9 protein-coding genes are annotated in these 14,247 nt (G+C 66.4%); 1 reads left to right on the plus strand and 8 read right to left on the minus strand.

Annotated elements, in window-relative coordinates; all coding sequences use genetic code 11:
* The first annotated feature begins 98 nt into the window (after window positions 1-98).
* On the plus strand, window positions 99-1,247 hold the full coding sequence (locus F7D09_RS05360) for a quinone-dependent dihydroorotate dehydrogenase (RefSeq protein WP_152234385.1): 1,149 nt from the start codon (window positions 99-101) through the stop codon (window positions 1,245-1,247).
* 175 nt (window positions 1,248-1,422) lie between these two features.
* Here F7D09_RS05360 and F7D09_RS05365 read toward each other — a convergent pair whose 3' ends face one another.
* From F7D09_RS05365 to gcvH, 8 genes are all read right to left on the minus strand, one after another.
* On the minus strand, window positions 1,423-2,550 hold the full coding sequence (locus F7D09_RS05365; protein WP_152234386.1) for an NADH:flavin oxidoreductase/NADH oxidase: 1,128 nt from the start codon (window positions 2,548-2,550) through the stop codon (window positions 1,423-1,425).
* A 275-nt stretch (window positions 2,551-2,825) separates the two neighbouring features.
* Window positions 2,826-5,153 carry a transglycosylase domain-containing protein gene (locus F7D09_RS05370; protein WP_193312340.1) on the minus strand — a complete coding sequence of 776 codons (2,328 nt, stop codon included), beginning with the start codon at window positions 5,151-5,153 and terminating at the stop codon, window positions 2,826-2,828.
* A gap of 343 nt (window positions 5,154-5,496) precedes the next feature.
* Window positions 5,497-6,213 carry a Crp/Fnr family transcriptional regulator gene (locus tag F7D09_RS05375; protein ID WP_152234388.1) on the minus strand — a complete coding sequence of 239 codons (717 nt, stop codon included), beginning with the start codon at window positions 6,211-6,213 and terminating at the stop codon, window positions 5,497-5,499.
* Between the two features lie 33 nt (window positions 6,214-6,246).
* Window positions 6,247-7,659, minus strand: coding sequence for a lipoate--protein ligase family protein (locus tag F7D09_RS05380; protein ID WP_226835982.1), 1,413 nt, complete (start codon window positions 7,657-7,659; stop codon window positions 6,247-6,249).
* A 200-nt stretch (window positions 7,660-7,859) separates the two neighbouring features.
* A complete protein-coding gene (locus tag F7D09_RS05385; RefSeq protein WP_152234389.1) occupies window positions 7,860-8,891 on the minus strand; it encodes a 3-isopropylmalate dehydrogenase in 1,032 nt (343 codons plus the stop codon).
* 599 nt (window positions 8,892-9,490) lie between these two features.
* Window positions 9,491-11,926, minus strand: coding sequence for a S9 family peptidase (locus F7D09_RS05390; protein WP_152234411.1), 2,436 nt, complete (start codon window positions 11,924-11,926; stop codon window positions 9,491-9,493).
* A 218-nt stretch (window positions 11,927-12,144) separates the two neighbouring features.
* Entirely contained in the window at window positions 12,145-13,317 is a 1,173-nt protein-coding gene (locus tag F7D09_RS05395) for an App1 family protein (protein WP_193312345.1), read from the minus strand.
* A 288-nt stretch (window positions 13,318-13,605) separates the two neighbouring features.
* On the minus strand, window positions 13,606-14,019 hold the full coding sequence (gene gcvH / locus F7D09_RS05400) for a glycine cleavage system protein GcvH (protein ID WP_152234390.1): 414 nt from the start codon (window positions 14,017-14,019) through the stop codon (window positions 13,606-13,608).
* Between the last annotated feature and the right edge of the window lie 228 nt (window positions 14,020-14,247).

The following is a 14,247-nucleotide window of genomic DNA, read 5'->3' on the forward strand; positions in this document are numbered from 1 at the left end:
AGGCGTACACACGACAACGAACACTGCGCACACCAGCACAACAACGCACACAGTGCGGTCCGGTGGCGAGAACGCCGAGACGGTGGCACAATGGCCGTATGACTTACGTATCGGAAAGCTTCTGGCACGACGCGGTGAACAAGGCCACGACCGACCTGTTCACCTTCGGCTACAAGAACATCGTCAAACCGCACTTCGTGTTCAACCACACCCCTGACGTGGCGCACGACCAGATGATCGAATTCTGCCGCATCACCAAACGCATCCCGCCGCTCATGTGGCTGCTGCGCACCATGCTCGACTACACCGATCCGGTGCTGGAGACGAACGTGATGGGCGTCGACTTCGCCAATCCGTTCGGCCTGTCCGCCGGCCTCGACAAGAACTGCGACATGACCGTGCTCATGGACAACGCCGGCTTCGGCTTCGAGACCGTCGGTTCGACGACCGCCCGGCCGTGCGCCGGCAACCCGAAGCCGTGGTTCCACCGTCTGCCGGAATACGATTCGATGATGGTGCACGTCGGTCTCGCCAACGACGGCTCCGAGAAGGTCATCGACCGCGCAGAGCAGGCATGGACGCACGCGAAGTCGCTGCAGGTCTCCGTCTCGATCGCCCGCACCAACGACGAGTTGTGCGGCGACCTCGACGAAGGCATCGAGGACTACTGCACGTCGATGCGCCGCGTCGCCGGCCGCACCGCCATGGTCGAAGTGAACGTCTCCTGCCCGAACACGCACGTCGGCGAGCCGTTCACCGCCGACCCGAACGCGCTCGACCGCCTGTTCACCGAGCTCGACAAGATCGAGCGGCCGCAGCCGACGCTCGTGAAGATGCCGCTCAACAAGCCGTGGGGCGAGTTCAAGGAGCTGCTCGACGTGCTTGCCGAGCACAACGTGCAGGGCGTGAGCATCGCGAACCTGAACAAGGACCGCACCGGTCTCGAGATCCCGCGCGACTGGGAGGGCGGGCTTTCCGGCGGCCCGTGCACCGTGGCGAGCGAGGAGCGTATCGCACAGGTGTACCGCGAGTACGGCGACCGGTTCGTCATCGCCGGCATCGGCGGCGTCTTCACCCCGCAGCAGGCGTACCGCAAGATCCGCAACGGTTCCAGTCTCGTCATGTTCATCAGCTCGCTGATGTACCGCGGGCCGCAGCAGATCACCGTGCTCAAGCGCGGTCTCGCCGACCTGCTGAAGCGCGACGGCTTCGAGCACGTGAGCGACGCCGTCGGCATCGACGCGTGAGCGTGGCGGACAGCACAGCAGCGTGAGCGGAGCGGGTGGTGGGTCATAGCAGGTGACCACCCTCAGTCTCGCTGCGCTTGACAGCTCCCGCCAGCGGGAGCGAAAACAGTGCTCCGCCCCCGCTGGCGGGGGCTGTCAGCGAAGCTGACTGGGGGTGGTCACCCCACCGAACCCGTCACTCGGCCGAAAACGCGCCGCGCACGTACTGCGGCTGGTAGGGCGCGTCGGCGGTCGGCACACCCAGCTTGGCGGCGGCACGGAGCGGCCAGTACGGGTCGCGCAGCGCAGCGCGGCCGATCTCGACCGCATCCGCCTGCCCTGCCTTGAGGATCTTCTCCGCCTGCTTCGGCTTGGTGATGAGCCCGACCGCGGTGGTGGGCACCGCGGCCCGGCTGCGCACCTGGTCGGAGAACGGCACCTGATAGTTCGGTTTGACGGGGATGGTCACGTCGGCGATGATGCCGCCGGTGGACACGTCAATCAGGTCGACGCCGTGCCGCTTGAGTACGCAGGCCGTGTCCACGGTCTGGTCCAAATCCCAGCCGCCGGCCGCCCAATCGGTGGCGGAGATGCGCACCAGCAGCGGCATCGTGTCGGGGATCACCTCGCGGATCGCGTCCGCCACCTCGGTGAGGAACCGCATGCGGCCCATGAGGTCGCCGCCGTACTCGTCCGTGCGCTCGTTGCACAGCGGATCGAGGAACTGGGAGATGAGATAGCCGTGCGCCGCGTGGATCTCGATCGCCTCGAACCCGGCCCACACCGCACGCTGGGCGGCGGCCTTGAACGCGCCGACCAGTCCATGGATCTCGTCAACGCTCAGCTCACGCGGGTCGGCGAGCCCGCGGTAGGCGATGCGGCTTGGCGCGACGGTCTGCCAGCCGCCGGCGTCCTGCGGCACGCTGCGTCCCTCGTAGCCGACGCCGAAGCAGCCGGTCGAGCCCTTGCGTCCCGCGTGGTTGAGCTGGATGGCGGCGGTCGCCCCCGCCTGCTTGATGCCGTCGACGATCCATCGCCAGGCGTCGATCTGGTCGTCGTTCCACAGGCCGACGTCGTGCGGCGAGATACGGCCTTCCGGCGCGACGGCGGTCGCTTCGGCGATAATCATGCCGAAGCCGCCCATCGCGCGCGAAACGTAATGCTGGTAATGGAACGGCGTGGGCTTGCCGTCGCCGGCGGTCGCCGAATACGTGTCCATCGGCGGCAGCCACACGCGGTTGCGCACGGTGACGCCGCGCAACGTCATCGGCTGGAACAGCCGTACCTCGCCCTTGCCGCTTCTCTTCTTCCCCTCTGCGTTCATGATCGTCCTTTCCATGGGTCCGATGCCATCACGAGCGCACCGGCCGACACTGTTGTCGCCGATTCCTTGTCGTCGACCTCTCCCATGGTATACCGCGGGCGCGCCGCATGGTGTACCGATACACACGGCACCGCACTGCACTGCGCACGTCGTCGGAAATAACAAAGGGCGTGCGGGAATCTAAATCCCGCACGCCCTCCTGTAGCCGACTCCACGGCTGTCCGCCGAGGATGCCCGGCCGCTCGGTGACTGCTCGGTGGCCGATCACCGGCCGCTCACTGGCCGCCGTTGGTCTGGTCGCCGCCGACCGTGACGTCGGCAGGCGTCTGGTCTTCGGCGCTCTGTCCACTCGTCGTGCCGCTGCTGTTCGAGCTGCCGGACGATGTGCCCGACGACGACGTGCCCGACGACGTGCCGGAACTGGTGGAGCCGCTGGTGCTTGAGCTGGTGCTGTACCCGCTCATGTACTTGGACGACGGGGTGCCGTACGAGTCGTCGTTCGGCGCGCCGATGGCGTTCAGGTACGTGTCCATGAAGTCCTTCCACGCGGGGATGGCGATGTACGAGCCGTACCAGGTGTCGTGGTAGACGCCGTTGATGGTCTTGTTGTCGAAGTTGCTGTTGCCGTTCGCGTTGCCGACCGCCACGTAGGAGGCCACCTGCGTGGTGAAGCCGCCGGTGAGCATGTACGTGTTCTCGTTGGTGCCGGTCTTGGCGAAGGTCTTGCGGCCGTTGGCCAGCTGGGCCGCGCGGCCGACGCCGTCGGGGCGCACGACGAACTGGTTGAGCACGTAGGCGGTGGTTTCGGCGATTTCGGGGTCGATGGCCTGATGGCACTTGGCCTTGGGCACGTTGAGCTCGTTGCCGGTGGCGTCGGTGACCTTCTTGATGGCGATCGGCGTGCATTCGACGCCCTTCGCCGCGATAGTCGCGTACACGTTCGCCATGGTCAGCGGCGAGGCGAGGCCGGTGCCGCCGATGACGAGCGGGGCCTGGTAGGCGCCGCCGTTCGAGGTGTCGTCCTTGAGGTGCATGTTCATCTTCTGAATCGACGCCTGGTGGAAGCCGACGTCCTCGGCGGTCTGCGCGATGGATTCAAGGCCGATGACCTTGAGCATCGCGGCCTGCACGGTGTTGTGCGAGTGGACGAGACCGTCGAGCGGGGATTCCGCGTAGGTGCCTTCGCCGCCCGCGTTGTGCACTTCCCATGTGCCGACGCCGCGGAAGCCGGGGATGCCGCTGTACAGGTTGACCGACGAGGTGGCCGGCAGCGTCTGGGTGATGGACTTGCCTGCGCGCATCCACGCGATCAGGTTGATCGGCTTCCATGTAGAACCGGTCGGGAAGCCGGAGCCTCCGCCGTCGATCTGGTCGACCGCGTAGTTCATGGCCGTCTTCGAGGAGTCGTTGTTCGCGTTCGGGCTGGTGTCGTACGTCTTGTTGATGCCGAAGCCGAGCACTTCGCCGGTGCCGGGGCGGATCGCGGCCATCATGACCTCGAAGCCGCTCGGGTCGTTCGCGGGGATGGCCTTGCGCGCCGCGTTCATGGCCGCCTGGTTGGCCTTGACGTCCATCGTGGTGTAGATGTCGAGTCCGCCCTCGTACAGCAGCTTCTTGCGGGTGGCCGCGTCCTTGCCGAACTCCTCGGAGTTGAGGATCTTCTTGGTCACGTAGTCGCAGAAGAACGCGGCGTCGCCGGATGCGTCGCAGCCGGCCTGCACGGACTGCAGCTTGAGCGTGTCCTTGACCTTCATGGCTTTGGCCTCGTCATGCTGCTTCTGCGTGATGTACTTCTCCTGCAGCATGAGGTCGAGCACGATGTCGCGGTATTTTGTCGTCTGCGGGATGTTGCTTTCGACGGACGGGTCGTAGTTGTTCGGGTTCTTGGTGATGGCGGCGATGGTCGCGGCCTGCACCACGTTGAGCTTGTCGGCGGTGGTGCTGAAGTACCGTCGCGCGGCCATTTCGACGCCGTAGATGCCGCGGCCGAACTGGGCGATGTTGAGATATCCCTGCAGGATCTCCAGCTTGGAGTACTTCTTCTCGACCTGCACGGCGATGAGCATCTCGCGCAGCTTACGCGCGATGGTGTCCTCCGATGCGTGGAACTGGGCGATCGGGTCGTCGTCCTCCTGCGCCTGCAGGAGCAGCACGTTCTTCACGTACTGCTGGGTGAGCGTGGAGCCGCCCTGCGTATCCTCGCCCTTCTTGAGGTACGTCTGCACGAACGCGCGCATCACGCCCTGGATGTCGACGCCGGAATGCTCGAAAAATCGCTTGTCCTCACGGGCGACCACGGCCTGGCGCATCGGCTCGGAGACCTTCTTGAGCGGCACGACGATACGGTTCTGCGAGTAGAAGGTGCCGATCTGCGTGCTGCCGTCCGCGGCGTAGAGGCGGGACTGCTGCGGCAGGTCGGTCACGTCGAAGTCGATGCCCTCCACCTGCAGCGAGGGCACGACGGCCCGCACCGCGCTGTTCGCTCCGAACACGGCAGGCAGGAAGAACGCGCTGGCGACGACGCCGCCGGCCACGCACAGCAGCACGTACGCGAGGAACAACGAGAACACACGTTTTGCGGTCAGGGATTTCTTCTTGGGCATGGTTGCCATTCTAGAGGGGCGTCTCTACCGCGCGCATCATACCGCCGACTGATTCACGATTCCTTACAGGGTGCTCACAAACCGTTCGATACCGCCGTTTTCAGCCGGTTTGCCGGTATCGTCTCGTCGGTTCCCCGTTTCCGTTCGCGTCACGTTCAGCAACGTCACAGCAACGCGGTCACGGTGACGCGGCGGTCACGGCGACAACATCACGGCGACAACGCCACGGTAGCACAGCGGCAACGTCACGGCAGCAACAACGTCGCAACGATAACGTCACAGCGGGTGCCTGCACGCTGTGACAGAAGACTCGCACACCCGGCTAACGCAACAGCACACCCGGCTACCGCTGCGAGCGCCGGATGAGCATGCCCGGCTGGTAGATGATGATCGAGCGGCCTTCGCGGGCGATCCAATGCCGGTTCGCGAAGTCCATGAGCGCCTTGTTCACGGTCTCGCGCGACGAGCCGACCAGCTGGGCCAGCTCCTCCTGCGTGAGGTCGTGCGGCACCAGCAGGCCGGCTTCGACCGGTTCGCCGAAGCGCGCGCCGAGGTTGAGCAGCATCTTCGCCAGCCGGGCGGGCACGTCCATGAACACCAGGTCGCAGATGCGCTCGTTGTTGCCGCGCATGCGGTTGGCGAGCACCTGCAGCATGTCGATGGCGACGCTCGGATGCTCGTTGAGCCAGGCGAACAGGGCGTCGTGCTCGAGCCAGGCCACCTGCGTGCCCGACGTCATCGAGACCGCCGACGCCGTGCGCGGGCCGCCGTTGGGGTCGAAGACGGGGATCTCGCCGAGCAGTTCGCCGTGGGCGTGGATGGACAGCAGCTGCACGCGCTTGTCCTTCGCCTCGCGGATCAGCTTGACACGGCCGCGTTCCAGCAGGTACATGCGATGGTCGGTGTCGCCTTCGCGGAAGATGTAGTCCCCTTTGCCGAACACGGCCTTGTGCAGGTGAGGGATCAGCTCGTTGGCCTGCTGTGGCGACACCTGTTTGAACAATGCCGTGTGCAGCAGTTCGTTGTCTTCCTCGGGAAACGAATTCGGCCCGACTGCCATCGTGACGCCTCCTGTCGTGTGCGGTCGATCTCCCTATTGTAGCCCAGCCGTCAAGGGGCGGCCTTGATTCGTATCAACCCGCCATGCGTCGGGGTCGGCGAGGCTGTTCGCCAGCGCGGCCACCAGCGCGTCGCGGCTCAGACCGATCTGCGAGCGCAGCGGGTCGACGCGTCTGACGGCCGACCTGACCGCCTTGTCGCTCATCTTTTCGGCGGATGTGTTGAGTACGCGGGCCATCTTCGCCGCGTCGATGTCGTAGGCGAGCGTCACGTGGTGGAGCACCGCGCCGGGGTCGCCGTCTTGTGCGGGGAAGCGGCGTTGCGCGGCGCCGCCGATCTTGCCGGCCGGCGAGGCGATGTCGTTGACGCCCGAGAATCCGGCTTCGAGTCCCAGCCCGCGCAGTGCGGCGATCAGCCACATGTCGCACAGCCGGTAGGATTGCGTGACCGTCAGCCCCGCGGTGAAGTCGCGCGGCGCGTACAGCGAGTAGGTGATGGTGTTGCCGGGCTCGATGAACATCGCTCCCCCGCCGGTGCAGCGTCGCACGACGGCGAATCCCTCGCGTGCGGCGACATCCTCGTGCACTTCGTCGGGGATCGACTGGAACCGGCCGACCACCACCGCAGGCGCCGCCCACTGCCAGAAGCGCACGGTCGGGCCGCGCCGGCCGGCTGCGACCTCGCCGGCCCAGCGTTCGTCGACGGCCATCTGCTCGGCCGGGGTGCGCGGAACATCGAGAACGATGGCTGGACCGAGCTGCTTCCATCGTTCCAGCCATGCGGCGGGGAATGTGGGGACGGCGTACGTCTGCGTCACCGACCGCGCCACCGGCTGGGCAGTGACCTGACCGTTCGCGGCCGGGAGGAGCTGTGCCGGAACGGATGCGGCGCCGTCATCATGGTGCGGCCGTGCCTGACGATGTTGCGATTGCGCCGTGTTCGCCGCCGCGACGGCGTTCACGGAAACGTCAGACGTCGCGGCAGACGCGGACGGACCGTCGTTGGGTGCCCGGCTGTCGTCGTGTTGCCTCAGTGCCCTCCGCAGTGCCCGCCACAGTGCCGTCGCGATCGCCTCAGCCGACGTGCCGATCAGCGTGACACCCGAATGCCGACGTATCGTCTGTTCGATACGGGACTCTGCAGATGGGTCGCCGGACGGCTTGTCGGCGGCCGTGACTGATGCCGCTGCGGGGCCGGCAGCGAGCGGACCGTCCGTGACGTGTGCCGCCGCAGCAGTGACGGCTTGCGCAGCCAGCATGGTCAGGGTCCGGTTCATGTCCTCGATGAACGCGGTGACGTCGCCGCCGCTCCCCTCGATGAAGAAGTCCCCGTCAAGCCGGGCGGCCGCAGCATCGTCGCTGCGCATGCCGCACTCGCCGGCCGCCTGTTCGACGGTGACCGCGACCAGCTTGCCGCCCGGCGTCTTGCATTCCCCGCGTGCTGTCATGCACTGGGCCGTTATACCCTGTGCCGTCATGTCGCCTGCCGTCATGGTGTCCCCTTTCGGTTCGTCGCGGATGCCGTCAACAACCAAAACGGGACGCCGATGAGGGCGGTGCCGTTGCGATTGGCCGGTACCGCCATCATCGACGTCCCGTGTGACTGACGTCTGGCTCAGGTGTGTTGCTGACCGCAAGCCGCGGCCCGTCAGATGCGGGCGAGGATGTCCTTGCCGACCTGCTCGGTGGTGCGCTGTGTGGAGCCGAGCTCCTCGATGTCCGCCTCGACGGCCGCGTGGATCTTCTTCGCGGCGTCGTCGAAGCCGAGATGCTCGAGCAGCATGGCGGCGGACAGGATCGCAGCGGTCGGGTTCGCGATGCCCTTGCCGGCGATGTCCGGGGCGGAGCCGTGGATCGGCTCGAACATGGACGGGTACTCGTTGCTCGCGTTGATGCAGCCGGACGCCGAATAGCCGACGCCGCCGACGACCGCGCCGGCCTCATCGGTGAGGATGTCGCCGAAGAGGTTGTCGGTGAGGATCACGTCGAAGCGGCTCGGGTCGGAGACCAGGTAGATCGTGGCCGCGTCGATGTGCGAGTAGTCGTGCGAGACCTCCGGGTACTCTTCGCCGACCTTGTCGACGATGCGCTGCCACATGTCGCCGGCGTTGACGAGCACGTTCTTCTTGTGCACGAGCGTGATGTGCTTGCGGCGCTTCATGGCCAGCTCGAAAGCGTAGCGCACCACGCGCTCGACGCCGTACGCGGTGTTGATGGACACCTCGGTGGCGACCTCCTGCGGGGTGCCGCGACGGACCGCGCCGCCAGCGCCGCAGTACAGGCCCTCGGTGCCCTCGCGCACGACCACGAAGTCGATGTCGCCCGGGTCGGCGAGCGGCGAGGTGACGCCCTTGTACAGCTTGGACGGACGCAGGTTCACATACTGGTCGAGCGCGAAGCGCAGCTTGAGCAGCAGGCCGCGCTCGAGGATGCCGGCCTTGATGCGCGGGTCGCCGACCGCGCCGAGCAGGATCGCGTCGGTCTTCTTGATGCGCTCGAGTTCGTCGTCCGGCAGGATCGCGCCGTCGCGCAGGTAGCGTTCGGCGCCGAGGTCGAACGGTTCGTAGGTGAAGTCCGCCACGCCTTCGGCGGCCTTCTCGAGGGCCTGCTGGGCCCAGGGGGTGACTTCTTTGCCAATGCCATCGCCGGGGATGACGGCGATCGTGTATGTCTTGCTCATAGCACGTGAGACTACCCGCGCGGCGACCGTACGGCGGCCTACCTCTCAGCTTATGGACAGCTTCGCAACGGACCGTACCCGTACCGCCATCCCCGAGTACGGTCGGTCAGGATTTCTCAACGAAACGTACTCCAGACGACCGTACGGGTACGGTCCGTTGGCAATTCACAACGAAACGTACCCGTACGCAGATTTAGAGTACGGTCCGTTGAGAAAAGAAAACCGACCGTACTCGTACCGCCATCCCCGAGTACGGTCGGTCAGGATTTCTCAACGAAACGTACTCCAGACGACCGTACGGGTACGGTCCGTTGAGAAACGCTATCGGACCGTACCCTGCACGATGTCGAGCGGGACGCGACTGGCGAAACGCTCCCCCAGTCAGCCTTCGGCTGACAGCCCCCTCCACCGAGGGGGCCAAGACCGGGCAGGAACGCATTCACGGGTCAGGTTCGACCGGTGCATGCTGACCCTCCATAGAGAGAATCAAGACCGGCCCGTCATCTTGGCCCCCTCGGTGGAGGGGGCTGGCTGAGCGGAGCGAAGACTGGGGGAGCGTCACCCGCAATCACAGGCCATACCTGCGCGATGCCGCCGGCTCAGCGCCCCAGTCCCATGACGTCCAGACACCAGGCGTTCTCGTAGCTGACCTCACGCCACTGCTTGTAGCGGCCGGTCGTGCCGCCGTGCCCTGCCTCGACCTCGACCTTGAGCGTCACGTCGGCGCCGGCGGCCTGCAGCCTCGCCACCCATTTGAGCGGCTCGACGACCAGGACGCGCGTGTCGTTCATCGACGTGGTGACGAACAGCTTCGGATAGTGCGACGCGTCGGCCGGCACGTTCTCGTACGGCGAATACGATTTCATATACCGGTACACGTCGGCGTCGTGCAGCGGGTCGCCCCACTCGTCCCACTCGGTGACGGTCAACGGCAGCGACGGGTCGAGCATCGTGGTCAGCGCGTCGACGAACGGCACATCCGCTTCGATGCCCGCATACCGTTCGGGCGCAAGGTTCGCGACCGCGCCCATGAGCAGCCCGCCCGCGGAGCCGCCGTTCGCCACGGTCCGGTGCACGGCGGCGACGCCGGCGTCCTGCAGCGCGGCCGTCGCATCCACGAAATCCTCGAACGTGTGCCGTTTGTTCAGCCGGCGGCCCTGCTCGTACCACGCGCGGCCCATCTCGCCGCCGCCGCGCACGTGGACGACCGCGTACACGACGCCGCGGTCGAGCAGACTGAGGCGCGAGAACGAGAAGCCGGGGTCGGAGCTGACCTCGTACGCGCCGTATCCGAGGATGAACATCGGCGAGCCGGGCGAGGGCGGCGTGTCGCGGCGCCATGCCAGCGACACGGGGACGCGCTCGCCGTCGCGCACGGTGACCCATACGCGGCGTTCCACATAGTCGCGTGCGTCGAAGCCGCCGAGCACCACGCCGCGTTTGAGCAGCACGTCGCCGCCGGTCGCCGGGTCGAGCTCGTGCAGTTCGCTGGGCCGCGTGTAACTGGAGAACAGGTAGCGCATGCGCGGGGCGCGGTACGACATGTTGCCGGCCGTGTAGATCGAGTACAGCCGTCCGGTGCGGCCCGGCAGCGCGGCGGCGGTGCCGATGTCCGGCACGCTCGCGGCGTCCGCTCCCCCAACGTTACTATCGGCAACGTCACCAGCAGCACCGTCACCATCGGAAACGTCGCCGCCGTCCCAGTCACCGTCCAGCGGCGGCGCGGTCACCTCGCGGAACGCCCACGGCCGGCCGGCGAGGAAGTCCGCGGCCGCCTGACGTTTCGTGCACACCGCCAGCCGAGGCAGGCCGTCCGCACGATACGACAGCGACACGTAGTGCCGGTACAGGGCGATCGAGCCGATGGCCAGACCGTGCGCACCCTGCAATACGGTCGGATTCGCAGGGTCGAAGCTCGCCGTGCCTGCCGGTTTCGCAGCGGCGCCCGGCTCCGTCTCATCGCCGCGCTCGCAACCGTACGGCGAGCCGGCTGCCACACGCACGCCCTCGCCAAGCCTGAACGGCGGCTTGTGGCTGCGCATGTCGATCACATCGACCTCGAAGTTCGGATTGTCCGCATTGTGGTACACGACGGCGAGCGGAATATCCTCACCCTGCTCGCCGGCGCCCTCGAAACAGGCGAAGCTGGCGTCATATTCGACGCCCTCCTGTCGCGGAATGAACACGGCGAACTCGCCTTCGGGATCGTCCACCGGCAGCAGCAGCACTTCGGTCGTGGTCTTCGAGCCGGTGCCGATGACGAGGTTGCGCTCGTCGAAACTCAGGCCGATGCTCACCCAGAACCGTTCGTCCGGCTCGCGGTACACGGTCACGTCGTCGGCGACCGGCGTGCCGACCCGATGCCTCCGCACCTCGAACGGACGCCACGCGTCGTCGAGCAACACATAGAAGACCCACTGCGCGTCCGGCGTGAAGCAGGCGGAGCCGATGCCGTCCCAGCGTTCGGGCAGCTCCTCGCCGGTGGCGATGTCGCGGATGCGGTAGTCGTAACGCTCGTCGCCGTGCACGTCCACGCCGTACAGCATCCATCGGCCGTCCTTGCTGATGTCCATGCCGCCGAGCGAGAAGAAGTCGTGGCCGGCGGACTCGCGGTTCGCGTCGAACACGACCTGCTCGCCGGGCAGAGCAGGAGCGGACGTTGCCTCGCCGACGTGCGTTGCCTCGCCGGCCGCCGTCTCCTCGATGACCGGCGGCGTCCAGTCGTCGTCGCCGCAGGCCGGCACACGGCACTGCACCGCGTACTGCGCGCCTTCGGTGATGCGCGAGAAATACCAGTAGTCGTCGATGCGCGTCGGCACCGACATGTCGGTCTCCTTGACGTGCCGTTTCATCTCGTCGAACAGCGTGTCGCGCAGGCCGGCGAGCCGCCGCATCCGCGCCTCGCAGTAGGCGTTCTGCGCGGTCACGTACGCCTTGACGTCCGGCGACTGCTTGTCGCGCATCCACTCGTACGGGTCGTCTACGGCGTCGCCATGGAATTCGCGGCTGTGCGGGACGCGCTTGGCCACCGGCATCGCGGGGATGTCGGCCGTGACGTCCGCGACGGCATCCGCTGTGATATCCGCGGCGGCGTCGCGCGGATCTGCTTCCTTGCCGTTGCCAGCATCGTTGTTCGTTACGTCAGTCATGGCTCCCGATTATACGGCCGCGGCACGTCACCGACGGCGGGATGTCAGCTCAGGTATGACATCGCCGTGACCGGACGTCGCCGAGCCGGCGAGCGGCCGTCCGATCAGCCGAGCCGCTGCTTGAGGTACGGCAGCATGGTTTTCATGATGTTCGCGCCTGTCGTTCCGGTGAACACCGGAGCGTCGGTGACCGGCATGGGCTGGGTGGAGGTCAGTCCCATCATCGACGAGATGCCGGAGGACTCGCGCGGCGACAGCTGGCGGATGCCGATGGCGAGCACGCGGCCGGGGTAGCGTTTCGCGATGGTCGCGTACGTGGTCGGATCCTTCTGCCCGTCGTCGCCGATGAGGATGAACTTCATGTCCGGGAAGTCGGCCATGAGCTGTTCGGCGAACTCGAGCTTGTGCTGAGGTCCGGTCGGCACGAATGTCTTGGGGCGCGGGTCGAGGTCGCGCAGCAGCAGCGGGCCCTCGGGGAAGCCGTGGTACGAGATCACGTGGCGGATCGAGCTTTCGACGTTCCACGGCGAGGTCGACAGGTAGAAGAACGGCGCGTCGGGGAACATGTCCTGCAGTTTGGTGAACAGCGCGCTCATGCCGGGCACCGAGCTGCGCTTGCGAGGATTGAGGAACAGCAGGTTGTAGGCGGCCTTCCACAGGGTCGGCACCTGCGTGACCATGACCGTGTCGTCGACGTCGGAGATGATGCCGACCTTCGCGCTCGAGGGGATGATGAACAGGTTCGCGGAGACCTCCGGACGGTTCTTCACCTTGTACGTGACGTGGTGGATGCCGGGTTCCAGCTGATGCTCGGCCACGAGATCGAGGTAGCCGCTCTCGTCGGACATCGCGTACTCGCTGCCGAGGTCGCGCATCGGGTCGAACTTGTCGTACTGTTCCGACTCGCCGATCTGCACGGTCTCCAGCGGCGTGCCGTCGATGCTGATGCGCACCTGCACGTGAGCCGCGGGGATGGCGAGCATGGTGCGGATGCCGCGCGAGAGGGTGCCCGGCTTGCTGCGGCGCGGAGCGAACACCGTGCGGCAGATCAGGCGGGAGTAGACCTCGGTGCCGTAGCCCACATAGGGGTCGACGCGCGGGAACCAGTCGAGGCGGCGGGCGATGGCCGTCGAGACGCGCACCCACAGGCCGAACGTGCCGGTGATGGCGCGGCGCATGCGGCGTACGAGCATGGGCTGCACTTCGATGCGCTCGTGCTTGGACGCCGTGTCGAACGTGGTGACGGCCGCACGCGCCGGAATCGGCACGGTGGCCATGTCATCCTGGCTGTCCGAAGCCTGCGCGGCCACGTCATCCGTGACCTTGCGGCCGTCGCCGGCGCGCTTCCTGCGCCGCCACCCGTCAGCCGCACGGCCGTCACGCAACGGATCGTGCGACGAATCGTGCGGCATCAGCCCGTGAAGGCCGTCGTCATGGAATATGCTCATGTCTCACCCGTCTGTCTCGCCTGTTCTATGCCCACTCGCCTGCGCTGTATGCCACTCGCCTGACCAGTCCTGCTGTACGGCCTGCCCACCGTGCATGCCGGCCGCGCGGTCGAACGGTCAGCGGCTGGTGAGGTCCGCGTAGGCGGCCGCGTCGAGCAGCTCCGGTTCGTCGTCGTCAAGTTCGATCTTCAGCAGCCAGCCTTCGCCGTACGGGTCGCCGTTGACGACGCTCGGATCGTCCGCCGCGTCATGGTTGACGTACCGGATGGTGCCGGAGACCGGGCAGACCATCGGTTCGACGGCTTTGGCGGATTCCAGTTCGAGCACTTCGTCGCCGGCCTCGACCGTGGTCCCCTCTTCAGGCAGGTCGATGAACACCAGGTCGCCGAGCTTCTTCTCGGCGTATTCGGTGATGCCCACGATGGCGGGAGACACGGAGTCGTCCACCCACACGTGCTCCTCGGAGTACTGCAGGTGGTCCGGGATGTCCAGGTTCAGCGGGCCTTCTTCGATATCGTTCTCGTCACTCATGCCCTCAGTGTACCGCAGAGGGTTTATCGGGCGGAATCATCCGTCCGGCCGACTTGGTTGCGGGCTGCATGCCCCGTTTCGCATGCGGCCCGCGAATCCACGGCACGGGACTCCCGGTTTTCTCCCGTTTTCAATCCTCTCGATGGGAGGAATCCGGGAGTCAATGTCCCGTCTCCGTCTCAACTCCCGGATTTCTCCCATCCAGACACCCCAATATGGGAGAAATCA

Source organism: Bifidobacterium leontopitheci (assembly GCF_009193355.1).
Classification (GTDB): domain Bacteria; phylum Actinomycetota; class Actinomycetes; order Actinomycetales; family Bifidobacteriaceae; genus Bifidobacterium; species Bifidobacterium leontopitheci.

Coding starts and splice junctions, on each gene's coding strand:
- gcvH (WP_152234390.1), bottom strand. CDS start 14,019: ATGAGTGACGAGAACGATATCGAAGAAGGCCCGCTGAACCTGGACATC.
- F7D09_RS05395 (WP_193312345.1), bottom strand. CDS start 13,317: ATGGCCACCGTGCCGATTCCGGCGCGTGCGGCCGTCACCACGTTCGAC.
- F7D09_RS05385 (WP_152234389.1), bottom strand. CDS start 8,891: ATGAGCAAGACATACACGATCGCCGTCATCCCCGGCGATGGCATTGGC.
- F7D09_RS05390 (WP_152234411.1), bottom strand. CDS start 11,926: ATGCCGGTGGCCAAGCGCGTCCCGCACAGCCGCGAATTCCATGGCGAC.
- F7D09_RS05375 (WP_152234388.1), bottom strand. CDS start 6,213: ATGGCAGTCGGGCCGAATTCGTTTCCCGAGGAAGACAACGAACTGCTG.
- F7D09_RS05365 (WP_152234386.1), bottom strand. CDS start 2,550: ATGAACGCAGAGGGGAAGAAGAGAAGCGGCAAGGGCGAGGTACGGCTG.
- F7D09_RS05380 (WP_226835982.1), bottom strand. CDS start 7,659: ATGACAGCACGCGGGGAATGCAAGACGCCGGGCGGCAAGCTGGTCGCG.
- F7D09_RS05370 (WP_193312340.1), bottom strand. CDS start 5,153: ATGCCCAAGAAGAAATCCCTGACCGCAAAACGTGTGTTCTCGTTGTTC.
- F7D09_RS05360 (WP_152234385.1), top strand. CDS start 99: ATGACTTACGTATCGGAAAGCTTCTGGCACGACGCGGTGAACAAGGCC.